Origin of the sequence: Streptomyces sp. CB00316 (assembly GCF_001905595.1) — a bacterium.
In the GTDB taxonomy this organism is placed as follows: domain Bacteria; phylum Actinomycetota; class Actinomycetes; order Streptomycetales; family Streptomycetaceae; genus Streptomyces.
On the sequence record NZ_LIXI01000004.1, the window covers coordinates 75,677 to 92,560 of the forward strand.

A 16,884-nucleotide genomic window follows, 5' to 3' on the forward strand; every position below is an offset into this window, starting at 1 on the left:
GCTCATCCACTCACTAGGCGGTTCACATCATGTTGCTCTCCGCATTCGGCTCACTCCTCCAGCTGCTCTATCTGGGCATGCTGGTGCTGGCCGTGGTCGCCTTCGTCTTCGCGGCGATCGCCCGGGAGGACGCCTACCGGGCCGCCGACAAGAAGAAGAAGTCCTTCTGGCTGATCATTCTCGGCGTCGCCGTCGCCGTGAACCTGCTCATCCCGTTCCTCTTCCTCCAGCTCGCGGGTGTGGTCGCGTCGATCGTGTTCATGGTCGACGTACGGCCCGCGCTCAAGGAGGTCTCGGGTGGCAGCGGCGGTGGCCGCCGGGGCGGTTCCAGCAGTGACGGGCCCTACGGGCCGTACAACGGCGGGCGCTGAGCGCTCGCGGCGGCGGGAGCGGTAGCCGTAGGAGCGGTCGATACGGGGCCGGGGCGCGAGGCGCTCCGGCCCCGTCGCCGTACCCGCTCCGGGTCGCGGCCCAGCAGCAGCACCGCCACGTCGTCCGTCAGCTCGCCGCCGTTCAGCTCCCGCACCTCGGCGACCGCGGCCTCCAGCAGCTCCTCGCCCGCCAGCCCCTGCTCCAGCCGGCTGTTGACCATCGCGACCATGCCGTCCTGGCCGAGCCGCTGACTGCTGCCCGCCCCGACGCGGCCCTCGATCAGCCCGTCCGTGTACATCATCAGGCTCCACTCCGCGCCCAGCTCCACCTGGCGGCGCGGCCACCGGGCGCGCGGCAGCAGTCCGAGCGCCGGGCCGCCGTCCTCGTACGGGAGCAGCCGGGCCGGCCGGCCGTGGCGGGCCAGCAGCGGTGCGGGGTGGCCGGCCAGGCAGAGTCCGGCGCGGCGGCCGTCGGCAGCGATGTCGACGGTGCAGAGCGTCGCGAAGATCTCCTCGCTCTGCCGCTCGTGCTCCAGCACCTGCTGGAGGGTGGAGAGCAGCTGGTCGCCGCAGAGCCCGGCCAGGGTCAGCGCCCGCCAGGCGATCCGCAGCTCCACGCCGAGCGCCGCCTCGTCCGGACCGTGCCCGCAGACGTCGCCGATCATCGCGTGGACCGTGCCGTCCGGGGTGCGCACGGTGTCGTAGAAGTCGCCGCCGAGGAGGGCGCGGCTGCGGCCCGGCCGGTAGCGGGCGGCGAAGCTCAGGTCGGAGCCCTCCAGGAGCGGGGTGGGCAGCAGGCCGCGCTCCAGGCGGGCGTTCTCCTGGGCGCGCAGCCCGGACTCGGTCAGTTGGTGCTGGGCGATGTCGGCGCGCTTGCGCTCGACGGCGTACCGGATCGCGCGGCTCAACACCCGGGCGTCCAGCTCGCCCCGGAAGAGGTAGTCCTGCGCCCCGACGCGCACCGCCTCGGCCGCCAGCTCCGTGTCGTCCTGCGCGGTGAGCACGAGGACCGCGTGGAGCGGGGCGATCCGCAGTACGTGGGTGAGGACCGCCAGTTCGTCGGCCCGGCCGGGGGTGGGCTCGGGCCGGTGGTCGGGGGCGGCGGCGGCCGCTGTGGTGGTGGCCGGCACGGGCAGCGCGAGGTCCAGCAGGATGCAGTCGACGTCGTCGGTGAGCAGCCGCCCGGCCTCGGTGAGGTTGCGGGCGGTACGGATACGGACCCGGGTGCCGGCCGCTGCCGAGAGCTCGGGTCCCGTGATGCTGCCCGCCGGGTCGTCCTCGATCACCAGGACGGTGAGGTCGGCGCCATGGTGGGTCTCCGCAGCGGTTACGTCACGTTGCTGCGGTACGGGTACGGGCATCGGTTCGGGTCCTCCCCTCCCCCGAGGGCACGGCGGTACGCCGATCGACGAACGCCAGTCGGGGACGATAGCGGTCCCCGGCGGGGGAACGGAATGGCGCGCGCGGACCAGCCCCTGTCCTATGCGCCGTCATAAGCCGCTTCCCGGCACGGAACCGGCGCGATGGGGCGCGAGGGGGGCGGCTCAGAGGCCATGACAAACATCACCCGCGCACGCCCGTGCCCGCACCGGCCACGTGGCGCCGCTCACGCCCCCGGAGGGGCTCCTACCTGTCCGGCCGGACCACGCCGAGGATCTTCATGGAGCCCGCGCCCGCCAGGGTGACGTGGCGTCCGGGGCGCGGGGAGTGGACGATCGCGCCGTCCCCGACGTACATCCCGACGTGGCTGGCGTCGGCGTGGTAGATGATCAGGTCGCCGGGGCGCATGTCCTGGATGTCGATGCGCGGGAGCAGCCGCCACTGCTCCTGCGAGGTGCGCGGGATCGGCCGGCCGGCCGCGGCCCAGGCCTTCGAGGTCAGCCCCGAGCAGTCGTACGAGCCGGGGCCCGTGGCCCCCCATACGTACGGCTTGCCGATCTGGGCGGTCGCGAAGGCCACCGCCGCCTTGCCGGCCGCGGTCGTCGCGCCGCTGACGTCGACGTTCGGCGTGGGCCGGGTGGCGAGCCAGGCGGACTGCGCCCGGTTCGCGGCGTCCTGCTCCAACTGGCGGAGCCGGGCCCGCTCCTTCTTCTCCAGCCGCGATTCGAGCTTCTCCGCCGCGGCTATCTGCGCGTTTATCTTCTTCTTGGCCTCGGCCTGCTTGACCCGGTTCGTCTCCAGCTTGTGCCAGTTGCTGCTGGCGTCCTGGGTGTACGTCTCCAGGTCCTCCTGGGTCCGGTTCAGCTCGGCCAGGACCGTCTTGCTCGCCTGCTGGCTCGTACGGACCTTGTTGACGCCGTCCAGGAAGAGCTGCGGGTCGTCGCTGAGGGCCAGTTGGGCGCCGGGCGGCAGGCCGCCGTTGCGGTACTGCTCGCGCGCCTGGGCGCCGGCGCGGTCCTTCAGCTCGGCTATCCGGGCCTGGCCGTCGACGATCGCCTTGGCCAGCTTCACGATCTCGCCGGACTGCTTCTTGGTCTGTTCCTCGGCGAGGTTGTACGCGTCCGTCGCCGCTCCGGCCTGCCGGTAGAGCGTCTCGATCTGCTCGCGGATCTTTTCGAGGTCCTTCTCGGACGAAGGCGCGGCGGGCGAGGAGGCGGAGGAAGACGGCGACGAGTCCGGCGTCGGCGCGGCCGTCGCCTGGACCGGGACGGTCAGAAGGCCCAGCGCGCAGACCAGCGTGATGGCCGCGGCGGCGCAGTGGCGTCGGTTCACGAGCTCCCCCAGCAAGAACGAAATCAAGACAAAAGCAACAAAAGCCGGATAGCGTGCATCTGGCTTACCGTCAGTAACGTTCAGGCGACGTCGCGATCGTGCCATGTCGTCCCGTAAAGCAACAGAGGCAGTCGGTGTCCAGTGCCTCGCGATCCCCACCCCCAGGACGAACGGCACGCGGTCGGCGTTCCCGTCGTTCCCCGGAAGAGCATACTTTCGCCCGGTCGGGTGATCGTTCAGCGGCGGTCGTCCAGAGGCGGTCGTCCAGCTGCCGTCGTTCAGCGGCCGTCGGGCCGCAGGGCGTCCCCCGCCACCGTGACCTCGCCCTGCCGCCACCGCCGTACGCCGTCCGTCACCGGCCAGTCCGCCGACAGCGCCCGTACCGCCGCGATCCAGCGCTGCCGGGCGCCGAGCGACGCGTACGGGGAGGCCGCCGCCCAGGCCCGGTCGAAGTCGCGCAGGAACGAGTGGACCGGCTCGCCCGGAACGTTGCGGTGGATCAGCGCCTTCGGCAGGCGCTCGGCGAGGTCGGAGGGGCGCTCCAGCGAGCCGAGCCGGGTCGCGAAGGTGACCGTGCGCGGCCCCTCGGGCCCCAGAGCCACCCACACGTGCCGGCGCCCGATCTCGTCGCAGGTCCCCTCCACCAGGAGCCCGTCCGGGGCGAGCCGCGAGCAGAGCCGCGTCCACACCTCGGCGACCTGGCCCTCGTCGTACTGGCGCAGCACGTTCGCCGCCCGGATGAGCACGGGCCGCGCCGACAGCGGGATCTCGAAGCCGCCGTGGACGAAGGTGAGCCCCTCGCGCTCGTACGGCTTCGCCGCGGCGACCCGATCCGGGTCGATCTCGATGCCCGCCACGGCGGTGCGGGGGGCGGCGGTACGCAGCCGGGTCAGGAGCTCCACGGCGGTCCAGGGCGCCGCCCCGTACCCGAGATCGACGGCCACGGGGGCCTCGGCGCGGCGCAGGACCGGGCCGTGCACGGCGGCGATCCAGCGGTCCATGCGGCGCAGCCGGTTCGGGTTGGTGGTCCCGCGGGTGGCGGTGCCGATGGGGCGCTGGCGCATGCGGTGAGCGTATGCGACGGGGCAGGGGCGGGTGCCCGGGTGCCCACGGGTGCGAGGGGCCCGGGTGGGATGCCGCCGCCTCCCAGGTCCGTTCCGTAATGATTTGGCAAAGCGGAAATGAAAGGCAGGATTCCGCTGTTCTCGCCCTTCAGAGGGCTTCGCGCCCCCGTGCGGTATGCCCTGAGTGAGCCTGAGTGAGAGGACCGACGACGTGAGCCAGTACGTCTCCCGGCTCGGCTCCACCCGGACCGGCCCCCGCATCAGGTTCCCCGGCGGCTTCCCCGGCTCCTCCCGCAAGCCGCGTCGCATCGCGATGCTCTCCGTACACACCTCGCCCCTGCACCAGCCCGGCACGGGCGACGCGGGCGGGATGAACGTCTACATCGTCGAGCTGGCCAAGCGCCTAGCCGCGATCAACATCGAGGTCGAGATCTTCACCCGGGCCACCACCGGCTCGCTGCTCCCCGAGGTCGAACTGGCCCCCGGCGTGCTGGTCCGGCACGTCGACGCCGGGCCGTACGAGGGGCTCGCCAAGGAGGACCTGCCCGCCCAGCTCTGCGCCTTCACGCACGGCGTGATGCAGGCCTGGGCCGGCCAGCGCCCCGGCTACTACGACCTGGTCCACTCCCACTACTGGCTCTCCGGCCAGGTCGGCTGGCTCGCCGCCCAGCGCTGGGGCGTCCCGCTCGTCCACGCCATGCACACCATGGCCAAGGTCAAGAACGCCGCGCTCGCCGAGGGCGACACCCCCGAGCCGGCCGCCCGTGTCATCGGGGAGACCCAGATCGTCCACGCCTCGGACCGGCTGATCGCCAACACGGCCGAGGAAGCCGACGAGCTGGTCCGCTTCTACGACGCCGACCCGTCCTCCGTCGCCGTCGTGCACCCGGGCGTCAACCTGGACCGCTTCCGCCCCTTCCCCAAGGACTCCGACAAGCTCCGTCCAGGGGATGCCCCATCCGCCCGCGCCGCCGCCCGGGCCCGCCTGGGCCTGCCGCAGGACGCCCTGATCCCGCTCTTCGCGGGCCGCATCCAGCCGCTGAAGGCCCCGGACGTGCTGCTGCGCGCGGTCGCCGTACTCCTGGACCGGGACCCCTCCCTGCGCTCCCGCATCGTGGTCCCCGTCGTCGGCGGCCCGAGCGGCAGCGGCCTCGCGAAGCCCGAGGGGCTCCAGAAGCTGGCCGCGCGCCTCGGCATCGCCGACGTCGTACGGTTCCACCCGCCGGTGGGCCAGGACCGGCTGGCGGACTGGTTCCGGGCCGCGTCCGTGCTGGTCATGCCGTCGTACAGCGAGTCCTTCGGCCTGGTCGCCATCGAGGCCCAGGCGGCCGGTACGCCGGTGGTCGCGGCGGCGGTGGGCGGGCTGCCGGTGGCGGTGCGCGACGAGGTCAGCGGCTTCCTCGTACCCGGCCACGACCCGGAGGCGTACGCCCGCGTGCTGGAGCGGTTCGCGGACGCGCCGGAGCTGGTCGAGCGGATGGGGGCGGCGGCCGCGGCGCACGCGCAGTCCTTCGGCTGGGACACAGCGGCCTCCGGCACGGCCGACGTGTACACGGCGGCGCTCGCCGACCACCGCCGCCGGGCGCGTACGCACCACGGCTGAGCCCGTCCCCTGCCTCCCGGCGCCGCTGTCGTACGCTCGCTGCATGGCTGACGTACCCGACGAAACAGCAGCGGCCCAGGTCATCGAGGCGACGCTGAACGAGGCCGGTCTCGCATGGGAGAGCCCCGCACCCGGCACCTACGTGGTGACCCTGCCCGGCACCCGCAAGCTGTCGACGACCTGTTCGCTCATCGTCGGCAGGCACTCCCTCTCCCTCAACGCCTTCGTCGTCCGCCACCCGGACGAGAACGAGGCCGAGGTGCACCGCTGGCTCCTGGAGCGCAACCTCCGCCTCTTCGGGGTGAGTTACGCGATCGACTCCCTCGGTGACGTCTACCTGGCCGGCAAACTGCCGCTCGCCGTGGTCACCCCCGAGGAGCTGGACCGGCTGCTCGGCACGGTCCTGGAGGCGGCTGACGACTCGTTCAACACCCTCCTCGAACTGGGCTTCGCGAGCTCGATCCGCAAGGAGTACGCCTGGCGGGTCTCGCGCGGCGAGTCCACGCGCAACCTCGACGCGTTCAGCCACCTGATCAAGCGCTCGTCCGACGACTGACCGGCGGGCCTTCATCCTCCGCCCGGCACCGCACCGTGCGTTCACAGATGATCACAGCGGAATCACGATCTTGGAAGGGGGGTCGCCGGACCGATCATCGCTCGCGGGTTCGACCATAAAGTGTGGGTCACTGTGACGGTCCGTCCCAGACGGTTCGAAGTGCCGCACGGGGGAAGGACGGTTGCTCCCCCGACCGGAGAGAAGAACCATGCGCGCCACTGCCGTACGCCGTACCGCCCTCGCCGCCTGCGCGGTCTCCCTGACCCTGCTGGCCACGGCCTGCGGCGGCTCGTCAGACACGGAGGCCGAGGGCGGGAAGGCCGACCAGGGCGGTGCCACGAGCGGGAGCAGCTCGGCCCCGACGACCTCGGCCCCGACGACCTCGGCCAAGGCCCTGACCGCCGCCGAGCTGGAGACCGCGTCGCTGAAGCAGGGCGACGTCGCGGGCCACAAGATCACCAAGACGGGCCCGGACGACGAGATCCCGGAAGGCGGCGTCACGGTCGACAAGGCGGCCTGCCTGCCGGTCGCCCACGCCATGTACGGCGTCGCGCAGAAGGGCTCGGCCGCCACGGCGAAGCGCAAGGTCCTCAGCGAGCCGAAGAAGGCCGACACCAAGAAGCCGGCGGGGGACCTGACGGACGGCGACGTCGAGGACGTGCTGAGGGCCGCCTTCGACGTGACCTCCACGTTCATCGCGCTGCACGCGTACGAGGGGACGGCGGGTCCGGACACGTTCGTCGCGCTGAGGAAGGCCGCGGCGGACTGCGCGGGCGGCTTCACCGCCACGGTCGGCGGTGAACCGCAGAAGGTCGTCTCGGTCACCGAGGAGAAGGCCACCGGTGGCGACGAGTCCGCGGCGTGGACGCTGACCGCCGCGGGCGACGGCGGCGACCAGTTCCCGATCAGTCTGGTGGCGCTGCGCAAGGAGGGCACCGTGGCGACGTTCTACTCGGTCAACGTGGCGGCGGTGACGGGCCGCAGCGTGAAGCTCACCGGGCCGACGGAGGTCGTGGCGGCGCAGGCGAAGAAGCTCGGCTGAGCCGCCCATGGCGCGCACCCTGCCCGGCGGCTCCGGGCCAGGGCCGAACGTGCCCCTGCTCCGGCGGCTCCGGCAGCGTCAGGGCAGGGGGACGAGCCGGACGACGGTGACGGTCAGCACGGACCGGGAGACGTAGTAGAGGACGATGGCCCCGGAGACGGTGGCCTCACGCCGGTCCCGCTCACTCTTGACGGCGGACGAGGCGTGCCCGTACGGATCCCGGCCCAGGGTGCGGGCCATTTCGTCCCGGAAGGACTGCCCGTCGCGCATCTTGGCGAGGGTGTCGTCGGCGGGCGGCGCGTAGGAGATGCGGAAGCTCAAGCGACGCTCCGCCTCTCGGCCTCGTCCTGCGCCAACCGGTCCAGGATCCGTTCGGCCTCGGGATCGGGAACGGCCTCCAGCATCCAGTGCCGCATGACGGCCTGGATCTCGTGCACCCCGGCCTCGTTGATGGCGAGGTCGAACTCCTCGCGTCTTTCCTCGGGCAGGGCGGCGCGGATGTCCGGGATGCTGTTGGGCACCTCCACCTCGGTGCCGCCGACGAAGGTCCTCAGAGACTCGCCCATGATCGCTCTCCCCGATCTCCTTGCCCTTGATGCCGGTGCTGCCGGGCAGCTTGGGGCCACCGTAGTGCGTGAGGCGCGGAGTTCGGCCCGGGGGTGCACAACCGGATCGCGGTGGGTCCTCCCGACGTGCCGGCGGAGCTTGGCTCCCCGGCCCGAAGTGACGATGCTTGTCCGATGCCAGGTCAGCGAAAGAGAAGACGGCCGTCCGCCGAGCGCTTCGCACCCGGGGCGGGCCACGGGAGCGTGCTCTTCGAGGCACAGGACGAGTCGGAACGCCTTTCCTGCGTCCGGCGCTTGAGGACGGAGGGATCCCGGATCGACTGGTCCGCCGTGCGGATGGACACTCTGCGGCCGCCTGAAGCAGCCGACGACGTACCGCCCGAGCCCCTTCGTGCCGAACTCCGGGCCCGGTCTGGAGGGAGGCGGCCGGTGAAGACGACCGGATACGGGATGCACCCCGAGCACATCGCCGCGTTGCTGGCCGCCTCGGGGGAGGCCGCCATCGTGCTGACGTACGACGAGGACCGGGCCTTCGCCGGCGTCAGCCTCGACCGCTTCGCCTCGGTGAACTCGACGCGCCTGGACTGGCAGGGTGTCGAAGTCCTGGAACGGTCCGACGAGTTCGACGGGGCCGGGCTGCGCGAGTTGGTGCGTCGACATGGGGGCGAGGGGGAGCTCGTCGTCATGTTCTGGGGCAACCACGCAGTGCCTACGGTCGCGCTGGAGACCGACGTCGCTGCGGCTCACGCGGAGATGGTGGTGGACAGCTGCTACGAGTGCTGGCTCTACTTCACCGACGGCCAGGTACTGATCGAGTTCCAGGACGGCGAGGGCTTCGTGGTCGCCAGGGTCCCGAACTGACCACGGCCCGCCCGCCCCACCTGCTCTCCGGACGCCGAGGGAGGTCACGCAGCCCGGGGCACGATGCTCAGGGCCCGGTAGCCGTACCCGTCCTGCTGGAACCCGGGGGCTTCCCAGGTGAGGTCGCGTCAGTCCACTCACGAACCGTCGCAGTCACCATGCCCGAACCCTATGCGCCCTGTCCTCATCCACTGACGCCTCCGGCATCGCCCTGGCCCGCGGACAGGCACTCCGGCCGCCGCAGGATCCGCAGCGTCGAGGTCCCACAGTGGGCTCAGCCGTGAGAATGCCCCCGCCCCGCGCCGTATGCGCAGGTCGGGGGCATGATCGCGAAACCTACTTCTTCTTGCCCTGGTTCTTCACGGCCTCGATGGCCGCCTTCGCCGCGTCCGGGTCGAGGTACGTGCCGCCCGGCTTCAGCGGCTTGAAGTCGGCGTCCAGCTCGTAGGAGAGCGGGATGCCCGTCGGGATGTTGAGGCCCGAGATGTCCTCGTCCGAGATACCGTCCAGGTGCTTCACCAGGCCGCGGAGGCTGTTGCCGTGGGCGGCCACCAGGACCGTGCGGCCGGTGAGGAGGTCGGGGACGATGCTGTCGAACCAGTACGGGAGCATCCGGACGACGACGTCCTTCAGGCACTCCGTGTCCGGGCGAAGCTCCGGCGGGAGGGTCGCGTAGCGCGGGTCGTCGAACTGGCTGTACTCGGAGTCGCGGTCCAGCGGCGGCGGCGGGGTGTCGTACGAGCGGCGCCAGAGCATGAACTGCTCCTCGCCGAACTCGGCCAGCGTCTGCGCCTTGTCCTTGCCCTGGAGGGCGCCGTAGTGGCGCTCGTTCAGGCGCCAGGAGCGCCGGACCGGGATCCAGAGGCGGTCGGCGGACTCCAGGGCCAGCTGCGCGGTGCGGATCGCGCGGCGCTGGAGGGAGGTGTGCAGGACGTCGGGGAGCAGACCGGCGTCCTTGAGCAGCTCACCGCCGCGGACTGCTTCCTTCTCGCCCTTTTCGGTGAGGTTGACGTCCACCCAACCGGTGAACAGGTTCTTCGCGTTCCATTCGCTCTCGCCGTGGCGGAGGAGGATCAGCTTGTACGGTGCGTCGGCCATGAGTCCGAGCGTAATCGAACCCGCACGCCCTCCGCGCGCCCGCCCGCGTAGCGGACAGGGCACCCGCGGAAGCGCCCGACGAGGTGACGATTGACGGTCGGCGTCAATCGGGTGGCGGACGGGAACCCCGGATTCGTAATGTTCGGACTGCCATCGGGACTCTTACCCGGTGCGCCTTGTCCGTACGTCCTGTGGGGGGAACCGCATGTCCGTCGCCGGTCTCAGAACCGCCGCCCGTGAGACCGTCTCCGGCCTGCCCCGGGAGTTCTGGTGGCTCTGGCTCAGCACGCTGGTCAACCGGCTCGGCGGCTTCGTCGCCACGTTCATGGCGCTGTATCTGACCCTGGACCGGGGCTACTCGGCCTCGTACGCCGGTCTCGTCGCCGCCCTCCACGGGCTCGGCGGGGTCATCTCCTCGCTCGGCGCCGGAGTGATGACCGACCGGCTGGGGCGGCGGCCCACCATGCTGATCGCGCAGCTGTCGATGGCCGTCTCCGTGGCGGTGCTCGGGTTCATGGAGCACCCGGTCGCCATCGCAGCCGTCGCGTTCTTCGTCGGCATGGCGAGCAGCGCCTCGCGGCCCGCCGTCCAGGCGATGATGGCCGACATCGTGCCCCCGAAGGACCGTGTGCGGGCCTTCTCCCTCAACTACTGGGCCATCAACCTCGGGTTCGCCATCTCCTCCGCCGGCGCCGGGTTCATCGCCGAGTACAGCTATCTCGCCGGCTTCCTCGGCGAGGCCCTGATGATGCTCGCGTGCGCCGTCGTCGTCTTCCTGAAGGTGCCGGAGTCGCGGCCCGCGCAGGCCGCCCCGGTGAAGACCGCCGGCGGCAAGCGGGCCAAGGACGAGGTGCGGATCACCACTGTTCTGCGCGACGGGCGCTTCATGGGGGTCGTGGGGCTGTCGTTCCTGGTGTCACTGATCTTCCAGCAGGGGTACGTGGGGCTCCCGGTGGCGATGGGGGCGGACGGGCTCTCCAGCTCCGACTTCGGTACCGCCATCGCCGTCAACGGCGTCCTGATCGTGGCCCTCCAGATCCCGGTCACCCGCTTCATCCAGCACCGCGACCCGCGCCGGCTGCTGATCATCTCCTCGCTGCTCGCCGGGTACGGCTTCGGGCTGACCGCCTTCGCCGGGTCCGTCGCCGTGTACGCCCTGACGGTCTGCGTCTGGACCCTCGCCGAGATCGTCAACGCACCCACCCAGACGGGTCTGGTCGTGCAGCTGTCGCCGGCTCAGGGCCGGGGCCGCTACCAGGGCATGTACACGATGTCCTGGTCGGTGGCGGCCCTCGTCGCGCCCCTGATGTCCGGTTTCGTGATCGACCACTACGGCGCCGCCTGGCTCTGGGGCGCCTGCGCGGTGATCGGTACGGTCGCCGGTCTCGGCTACTGGCTGCTGATGCGCAACCTGCCCCGTGAGGAGACCCTCGCGGACGAGGCCGTCCTCGAGCCCGCCCCCGTACCCGCCCAGGCCCGGCCGGACCAGGCCGAGCCCGACCCGGCGCCGGCGATCGAGCGCGCGGGCTGAGCCCGGCACCGGGAGAACGACGACGGCGCCCGCCCGGACCACTCTCCGGGCGGGCGCCGTCCGTGAACGCTGTACGAGACGCGCGGCGAACGCTGTACGAGACGCGCGGCGCGCGTCAGCCCGAGCAGCCGCCGCACTGGCACGGAGCACCGGACTGGCAGCCGCACCCGCAGCCCGAGCCGCAGCCGCAGGCGCCGAGCACGGTCAGGTGCACCACTTCGGTCGGGGTCTCCAGCTGGGGTTGGGTCGTGGGGGAATCGGCCATGGTCCCTCCTCAGGGCGTACGGCTGGGCGGTGGACGCCGCTGCGCCGCCGCCGGGGACGTGACGGCAGGGCCGTACGTACCGCGTACGGCCCTGGCGCCGTCCCCGCCCCATTGCATGCCCATCCCGCCCGGCGCATCAACGGCGCACACAGACGGGAACACATGTGCGACGCGCGTGCGCCGGGAGCGTACGGACGTCCCGCACACCTCCGCGTAACGGCTACGAGCCCTCCGGCGGCGTCGCCGCCGCCGCCTGGATCTCGTCCGCGTGCTCCCCCGTCACCAGGTAGACGACGCGCTTGGCCACCGACACCGCGTGGTCCGCGAAGCGCTCGTAGTAGCGGCCCAGCAGCGTCACGTCGACGGCCGTCTCGATGCCGTGCTTCCAGCGGTCGTCCATCAGGTGCTGGAAGAGCGTGCGGTGCAGCAGGTCCATCTCGTCGTCGTCCTGCTCCAACTGGAGCGCCAGATCGACGTCCTTGGTGATGATGACCTCGGCCGCCTTCGCCATCAGCCGCTGGGCGAGCTGGCCCATCTCCAGGATGGTGGCGTGCAGGTCGTGCGGGACCGCCGACTGCGGGAAACGCAGCCGGGCCAGCTTCGCCACGTGCTGGGCGAGGTCGCCGGAGCGCTCCAGGTCGGCGCTCATCCGCAGGGAGGTGACCACGATCCGCAGATCGGTCGCCACCGGCTGCTGACGGGCGAGGAGGGCGATCGCGCGCGCCTCCAGGTCGTGCTGGAGGTCGTCGACCTTCTGGTCGCCGGCGATCACGCTCTCCGCGAGCTTCAGGTCGGCGTCGAGCATGGACGTGGTCGCCCGTCCGATCGCCGATCCGACCAGCCGGGCCATCTCGACCAGGCCTTCTCCGATCGAGTCGAGTTCCTCGTGGTAAGCGTCGCGCATGGAAGTCCCTCTTTAGTTCCAGACTGAGGCCGGGGTCTCGGACCGACCCCCACGGTTACACGGTGCGGCCGCAACGCGTCCGTATCCGGCCCCCTAAGTGAACCGGCTCCATCCCCTCGGTGAACTCTGGGCGACGAGTGTTCGAGATGGCACTCGGACGGCTGGGAGAGTGTCGGCGCACCCGCATAACCTTGAAGCATGGACGTGAACGCGGCGGTCGCCGCAGCTGCAGCGATCGCCGGGCTCTGTACCGGCGTGATCGCCATGCTGGCGTTCCGCTGGAGCGAGCGCGACCTGAAACGGCCCACGCGTACGTCCCTGCGGCCGGACAGCAACGCCGCCCTCCCGCCGGGAGTGGACACCGTCCTCTCCGTGCTCAGCTCCTCCGCCGTCGTGCTCGACGAGAGCGACAGCGTGGTCAAGGCCAGCTCCGCCGCGTATGCGCTGGGCCTGATCAGAGGCGGCCGCCTGGCCGTCGAGCCGATGCTCAACATGGCCCGCGACACCCGCCGCGACGGCGAGATACGCCAGGGCGAGCTGGACCTCCCCCGGCGCGGCACCGGCCGGGGGGACACCCTCGCGGTCTCCGCCCGGGTCGCCCCGCTGGGCTCGCGGCTGGTGCTGCTGCTGGTCGAGGACCTCACCGAGGCCCGCCGGATCGAAGCGGTACGGCGCGACTTCGTCGCCAACGTGAGCCATGAGCTCAAGACCCCCACGGGAGCGCTCTCCCTGCTCTCCGAAGCGGTCATGGACGCCTCCGACGATCCGGAGGCGGTGGAGCGGTTCGCCGGACGCATGCAGATCGAGGCGACCCGGCTCACCAACCTCGTCCAGGAGCTCATCGACCTCTCCCGGGTGCAGAACGACGACCCGCTGGAGGACGCTGAGCCGGTCAAGGTGGAGGTGCTCGTCGCCGAGGCGATCGACCGCTGCCGCCAGCAGGCCGGCTCCAAGCAGATCACCATGGCCTCCGGCGGCACCGAGGGCCTCACGGTCTGGGGCAACCGGGGTCAGCTCGTCGGAGCGCTCGGCAACCTCGTCGAGAACGCCGTCAACTACAGTCCCGCCCGCACCCGGGTCGGTATCGCGGCCCGCCGCACCGCCGGGCCGGGCGGAAACCTGATCGAGATCGCCGTGACCGACCAGGGCATCGGCATCTCGGAGAAGGACCGCGAGCGGGTCTTCGAGCGGTTCTACCGCGTCGACCCGGCCCGCTCACGGGCCACCGGTGGCACCGGTCTCGGCCTCGCCATCGTCAAACACGTGGCCGCCTCGCACGGCGGGGAGGTCACCGTCTGGAGCTCCGAGGGACAGGGCTCCACCTTCACCCTCCGGCTGCCCGAATCGGGCGCCGTGAGGGAGCGCACCACCGGCGGACCCCTTATCGTCGAGGGCGACGACAAGGGACCGTTCGAGACCGACTCCTATGACCCCTTCCCTGCCCCGGAGGCTCTTCCGTGACCCGAGTGCTTGTCGTCGAGGATGAGGAATCCTTCAGCGACGCCCTGTCCTACATGCTGCGCAAGGAAGGCTTCGAGGTCGCGATCGCCGCGACCGGCCCCGACGGCCTGGACGAGTTCGAGCGCAACGGCGCCGACCTCGTCCTGCTCGACCTGATGCTGCCCGGGCTGCCCGGCACCGAGGTGTGCCGCCAGCTCCGCAGCCGGTCCAACGTTCCGGTGATCATGGTCACCGCCAAGGACAGCGAGATCGACAAGGTCGTCGGTCTCGAAATAGGAGCCGACGACTACGTCACCAAGCCGTTCTCCTCGCGTGAGCTCGTCGCCCGCATCCGCGCCGTCCTGCGCCGCCGCGGGGAGCCGGAGGAGGTCACCCCGGCCGCCCTGGAGGCGGGGCCGGTCCGGATGGACGTCGACCGGCACGTGGTGACGGTCTCCGGCGGCAAGGTCGACCTCCCGCTCAAGGAGTTCGACCTCCTGGAGATGCTCCTGCGCAACGCGGGCCGCGTGCTCACCCGTATGCAGCTCATCGACCGGGTCTGGGGCGCGGACTACGTCGGCGACACCAAGACCCTCGACGTCCACGTCAAGCGCCTGCGCGCCAAGATCGAGCCCGACCCGGGAGCGCCGCGCTACCTCGTCACGGTGCGGGGCCTCGGGTACAAGTTCGAGCCGTAAACCGTAGGACGGCGGCTCCTACGCGAAGGGGCGCTTCCCGGCCGGGAAGCGCCCCTTCGCGTGTCTGCGCGTCTTCCGTACGTACGCGGGTGGCGTCAGCCGGTCGTCCCGGTCTCCGTGGAGCCCTCGGTGCCGTCCTGCTGCTCCGTACCGGCCGCCGGGGACTCCGGGGTCTCGCCGGACGGCGCGCCCGGCGTCTCGGAGCCACCGGCCTCCGGCGTCCCGCTCGGCGTGGCCGCCGGGGCCTCGGGCAGCGCGCTGGGACCGAAGTCCTTGTAGTAGCCGGTGGCCGGGACGACGGCGGCGCCGAGGCCGACGTCGCCGGTGCGGCTCAGCTTGAAGACGACCTGCTGGACGTTGCCGTCCTGGGCGGCCTCGCGGCCTCCCTCGATCACGGCGGAGGCGTTGCCCTTGCCGCCGAGGACGACGCGGCCGCCGGCCGGGATCTCGACGGGGCCCGTGCCCTTCGCGGGCTGGAGCTTCACCGGGACGTCGGTGCCGGGCAGCGTGATGCTCTCCAGGATCTCGTCCTCGGTGCCGTCGTTGAACAGCGTCGCGGCGACGGCGGCGGGGCCCTCGGCCTCGGGCTCGGCCTGCGTGATCACGTTCGCGTTCTGGATCTTGATGGTGCCCACCGAGGTGGCCGCGTTGTCCGGCCTGACCTTGAGCGTCTCGGCGTTGTTGCCCGCCGCGCAGGCGGACAGGGAGACGATCGAGAACGCGATGGCAGTGGCGGCGAGGGCGCCGTGTCGAAGGCTGCGGCTCACGGCGGCGGCAACTCCTTGAACGATCGGACTGCGGACTTCGGACGTCGGGCGTTGGGCTGAGCGCCCCGCGGACGGACGGGAAGGGGTGAGGTAAAGCCGCCCTAAGGGTGTGTCAGCGGCCTTAGGCTACCGAGCCACCACTCCCGCCCCACACCCGACCCGCCTCTAACGGGCGTGGCTCTTCCCGGGGAGCGCTTCCCGGGAACCCGGCGTGAGGCGGGGCGGGAGGTATGGCCGCAACGGTGCCGACGTGCCACGTGCCGTTCACATAATCGCGGTGATCAATTCCTCCGGCCGGGCGCATTCCCCGCGAAAGGCGTCGCGAGAGGGGCCATGAGTGGCGCGGTGAGAGACGTCATGAGGACGTCATGAGGTGCGGGTCTTGATCAATTTCATTGGGCACCCGCACTTACATCCGTACGGGTGGTCGGTGACCGAACGGAGTAGGTAAAGTTCACCATCTGGAACCGACAAAACGGGACTTTCGCCCTCTTCTGTGGGGCTTCCGGGCTGTGTGACGCGAGTGTTTCCCCTCGGTCGCGCAGCCGCTCCGACCTGCGAATACCGTCTTCCGGAAGCCTTCCGCAGCACGTCCATGTTGCTGTTGTCAAGCCCTGAGATATGCCCTGACCTGCGAAAACGCCATTCAGGAGAGGCGATTCTCGTGTTACTCTGGATAGCCACGGAAGGGGTACCTGTCACATGACGTTCAAGGTTGGCGACACCGTGGTCTATCCCCATCACGGGGCCGCGCTGATCGAGGCTATCGAAACTCGCCAGATCAAAGGCGTGGACAAGACCTACTTGGTGCTCAAGGTCGCCCAGGGCGACTTGACGGTTCGTGTGCCGGCGGACAATGCGGAGTTCGTGGGCGTGCGCGACGTGGTCGGGCAGGAGGGGCTGGACCGGGTCTTCGAGGTGCTTCGCGCACCGTATGCCGAAGAGCCGACCAACTGGTCCCGGCGTTACAAGGCAAATCTGGAAAAGCTCGCCTCGGGCGATGTCATCAAGGTCGCGGAAGTCGTGCGTGACCTGTGGCGTCGTGAGCGCGAGCGCGGTCTCTCCGCCGGAGAGAAGCGCATGCTCGCCAAGGCCCGCCAGATCCTGGTGAGCGAGCTCGCTCTCGCGGAGAACACGAACGAGGACAAAGCAGAGGCCCTTCTCGACGAGGTCCTCGCGTCCTGAGCCGGATCGCACCGGTCGTAAGAATGTGCCGCGGTGCCCGCTGACCAGCCGTTTGTACGGTGTGTCGTCGGGCCCTGCGGCATGTCCGGATCCGGATCGCGAGCCCGACTTCCGGCGATTCCCTCACCCGGCGACGGCTCTCGTTCGTGCGTACGCGGCGACGGCGATGCGCCGAACGCACCTCCACCCGCCGTATCGTCACCGGCCGTACCGTTGATCGC

Annotated in this window: 18 protein-coding genes and 1 pseudogene; 9 read left to right on the plus strand and 10 right to left on the minus strand. The window is 71.0% G+C overall.

Going from position 1 to position 16,884, the window contains the following annotated elements:
* Positions 1-29: 29 nt before the first annotated feature.
* Positions 30-371, plus strand: coding sequence for a DUF2516 family protein (locus AMK21_RS11720; RefSeq protein WP_073876956.1), 342 nt, complete (start codon positions 30-32; stop codon positions 369-371).
* On the opposite strand, the gene AMK21_RS11725 is transcribed toward AMK21_RS11720, so the two are convergent.
* From AMK21_RS11725 to AMK21_RS11735, 3 genes are all read right to left on the minus strand, one after another.
* Complete coding sequence (locus AMK21_RS11725; protein WP_073876958.1) at positions 344-1,732, minus strand: PP2C family protein-serine/threonine phosphatase; 1,389 nt, start codon at positions 1,730-1,732, stop codon at positions 344-346. The two genes, AMK21_RS11720 and AMK21_RS11725, sit on opposite strands and share 28 nt — an antisense overlap.
* Before the next feature lie 265 nt (positions 1,733-1,997).
* Positions 1,998-3,083, minus strand: a complete 1,086-nt coding sequence (locus AMK21_RS11730) for a C40 family peptidase (protein WP_073877883.1) — start codon at positions 3,081-3,083, stop codon at positions 1,998-2,000.
* Positions 3,084-3,361: 278 nt separating this feature from the next.
* Complete coding sequence (locus AMK21_RS11735; RefSeq protein WP_073876960.1) at positions 3,362-4,147, minus strand: SAM-dependent methyltransferase; 786 nt, start codon at positions 4,145-4,147, stop codon at positions 3,362-3,364.
* 211 nt (positions 4,148-4,358) lie between these two features.
* On the opposite strand from AMK21_RS11735, the gene mshA reads away from it, so the two are divergent.
* The 3 genes from mshA to AMK21_RS11750 all read left to right on the plus strand — a co-directional run bounded on the left by mshA (position 4,359) and on the right by AMK21_RS11750 (position 7,348).
* Positions 4,359-5,750 carry a D-inositol-3-phosphate glycosyltransferase gene (gene mshA / locus AMK21_RS11740; RefSeq protein ID WP_073876962.1) on the plus strand — a complete coding sequence of 464 codons (1,392 nt, stop codon included), beginning with the start codon at positions 4,359-4,361 and terminating at the stop codon, positions 5,748-5,750.
* A gap of 43 nt (positions 5,751-5,793) precedes the next feature.
* Positions 5,794-6,306 (plus strand): YbjN domain-containing protein, encoded by a 513-nt coding sequence (locus AMK21_RS11745; protein ID WP_073876964.1) that lies wholly within the window; start codon positions 5,794-5,796, stop codon positions 6,304-6,306.
* A 208-nt stretch (positions 6,307-6,514) separates the two neighbouring features.
* On the plus strand, positions 6,515-7,348 hold the full coding sequence (locus AMK21_RS11750; RefSeq protein WP_073876966.1) for a hypothetical protein: 834 nt from the start codon (positions 6,515-6,517) through the stop codon (positions 7,346-7,348).
* A gap of 78 nt (positions 7,349-7,426) precedes the next feature.
* On the opposite strand, the gene AMK21_RS11755 is transcribed toward AMK21_RS11750, so the two are convergent.
* A complete protein-coding gene (locus AMK21_RS11755; RefSeq protein ID WP_073876968.1) occupies positions 7,427-7,669 on the minus strand; it encodes a hypothetical protein in 243 nt (80 codons plus the stop codon).
* Complete coding sequence (locus AMK21_RS11760; RefSeq protein ID WP_073876971.1) at positions 7,666-7,914, minus strand: hypothetical protein; 249 nt, start codon at positions 7,912-7,914, stop codon at positions 7,666-7,668. Before AMK21_RS11760 ends, AMK21_RS11755 begins: the two co-directional genes overlap by 4 nt.
* Before the next feature lie 429 nt (positions 7,915-8,343).
* Between AMK21_RS11760 and AMK21_RS11770 the strand changes: the two genes are divergently transcribed.
* A complete protein-coding gene (locus AMK21_RS11770) occupies positions 8,344-8,775 on the plus strand; it encodes a hypothetical protein (protein WP_073876973.1) in 432 nt (143 codons plus the stop codon).
* Positions 8,776-8,819: 44 nt separating this feature from the next.
* Here AMK21_RS11770 and AMK21_RS35965 read toward each other — a convergent pair.
* Positions 8,820-8,900, minus strand: a pseudogene (locus tag AMK21_RS35965) (cold shock domain-containing protein); the annotation flags it as partial.
* Positions 8,901-9,111: 211 nt separating this feature from the next.
* The gene (locus tag AMK21_RS11775; RefSeq protein WP_073876975.1) at positions 9,112-9,873 is read right to left on the minus strand and encodes a phosphoglyceromutase; all 762 of its coding nucleotides are present in this window, start codon (positions 9,871-9,873) and stop codon (positions 9,112-9,114) included.
* A gap of 205 nt (positions 9,874-10,078) precedes the next feature.
* On the opposite strand from AMK21_RS11775, the gene AMK21_RS11780 reads away from it, so the two are divergent.
* Positions 10,079-11,404 (plus strand): MDR family MFS transporter, encoded by a 1,326-nt coding sequence (locus tag AMK21_RS11780; RefSeq protein WP_073876977.1) that lies wholly within the window; start codon positions 10,079-10,081, stop codon positions 11,402-11,404.
* 115 nt (positions 11,405-11,519) lie between these two features.
* On the opposite strand, the gene AMK21_RS35390 is transcribed toward AMK21_RS11780, so the two are convergent.
* Positions 11,520-11,669, minus strand: coding sequence for a hypothetical protein (locus AMK21_RS35390; RefSeq protein WP_199863179.1), 150 nt, complete (start codon positions 11,667-11,669; stop codon positions 11,520-11,522).
* Between the two features lie 220 nt (positions 11,670-11,889).
* Positions 11,890-12,573 (minus strand): phosphate signaling complex protein PhoU, encoded by a 684-nt coding sequence (gene phoU / locus AMK21_RS11785; protein WP_073876979.1) that lies wholly within the window; start codon positions 12,571-12,573, stop codon positions 11,890-11,892.
* Between the two features lie 198 nt (positions 12,574-12,771).
* Between phoU and AMK21_RS11790 the strand changes: the two genes are divergently transcribed.
* Entirely contained in the window at positions 12,772-14,034 is a 1,263-nt protein-coding gene (locus AMK21_RS11790) for a sensor histidine kinase (protein WP_073876981.1), read from the plus strand.
* Complete coding sequence (locus tag AMK21_RS11795; RefSeq protein WP_003968183.1) at positions 14,031-14,711, plus strand: response regulator transcription factor; 681 nt, start codon at positions 14,031-14,033, stop codon at positions 14,709-14,711. Before AMK21_RS11790 ends, AMK21_RS11795 begins: the two co-directional genes overlap by 4 nt.
* A gap of 95 nt (positions 14,712-14,806) precedes the next feature.
* Here the strand turns inward: AMK21_RS11795 and AMK21_RS11800 are convergent, their stop codons facing one another.
* Positions 14,807-15,478 (minus strand): DUF461 domain-containing protein, encoded by a 672-nt coding sequence (locus AMK21_RS11800; protein ID WP_073876983.1) that lies wholly within the window; start codon positions 15,476-15,478, stop codon positions 14,807-14,809.
* 702 nt (positions 15,479-16,180) lie between these two features.
* On the opposite strand from AMK21_RS11800, the gene AMK21_RS11810 reads away from it, so the two are divergent.
* Positions 16,181-16,663, plus strand: coding sequence for a CarD family transcriptional regulator (locus AMK21_RS11810; protein WP_006380568.1), 483 nt, complete (start codon positions 16,181-16,183; stop codon positions 16,661-16,663).
* Positions 16,664-16,884: the final 221 nt, after the last annotated feature.

What these genes read in the sequence shown, in the direction of transcription:
- AMK21_RS11735 (WP_073876960.1), bottom strand. Translation starts at nt 4,147, where the DNA reads ATGCGCCAGCGCCCCATCGGCACCGCCACCCGCGGGACCACCAACCCG.
- AMK21_RS11760 (WP_073876971.1), bottom strand. Translation starts at nt 7,914, where the DNA reads ATGGGCGAGTCTCTGAGGACCTTCGTCGGCGGCACCGAGGTGGAGGTG.
- AMK21_RS11745 (WP_073876964.1), top strand. Translation starts at nt 5,794, where the DNA reads ATGGCTGACGTACCCGACGAAACAGCAGCGGCCCAGGTCATCGAGGCG.
- AMK21_RS11810 (WP_006380568.1), top strand. Translation starts at nt 16,181, where the DNA reads ATGACGTTCAAGGTTGGCGACACCGTGGTCTATCCCCATCACGGGGCC.
- AMK21_RS11750 (WP_073876966.1), top strand. Translation starts at nt 6,515, where the DNA reads ATGCGCGCCACTGCCGTACGCCGTACCGCCCTCGCCGCCTGCGCGGTC.
- AMK21_RS11790 (WP_073876981.1), top strand. Translation starts at nt 12,772, where the DNA reads ATGGACGTGAACGCGGCGGTCGCCGCAGCTGCAGCGATCGCCGGGCTC.
- AMK21_RS35390 (WP_199863179.1), bottom strand. Translation starts at nt 11,669, where the DNA reads ATGGCCGATTCCCCCACGACCCAACCCCAGCTGGAGACCCCGACCGAA.
- AMK21_RS11725 (WP_073876958.1), bottom strand. Translation starts at nt 1,732, where the DNA reads ATGCCCGTACCCGTACCGCAGCAACGTGACGTAACCGCTGCGGAGACC.
- AMK21_RS11780 (WP_073876977.1), top strand. Translation starts at nt 10,079, where the DNA reads ATGTCCGTCGCCGGTCTCAGAACCGCCGCCCGTGAGACCGTCTCCGGC.
- AMK21_RS11720 (WP_073876956.1), top strand. Translation starts at nt 30, where the DNA reads ATGTTGCTCTCCGCATTCGGCTCACTCCTCCAGCTGCTCTATCTGGGC.
- AMK21_RS11775 (WP_073876975.1), bottom strand. Translation starts at nt 9,873, where the DNA reads ATGGCCGACGCACCGTACAAGCTGATCCTCCTCCGCCACGGCGAGAGC.
- phoU (WP_073876979.1), bottom strand. Translation starts at nt 12,573, where the DNA reads ATGCGCGACGCTTACCACGAGGAACTCGACTCGATCGGAGAAGGCCTG.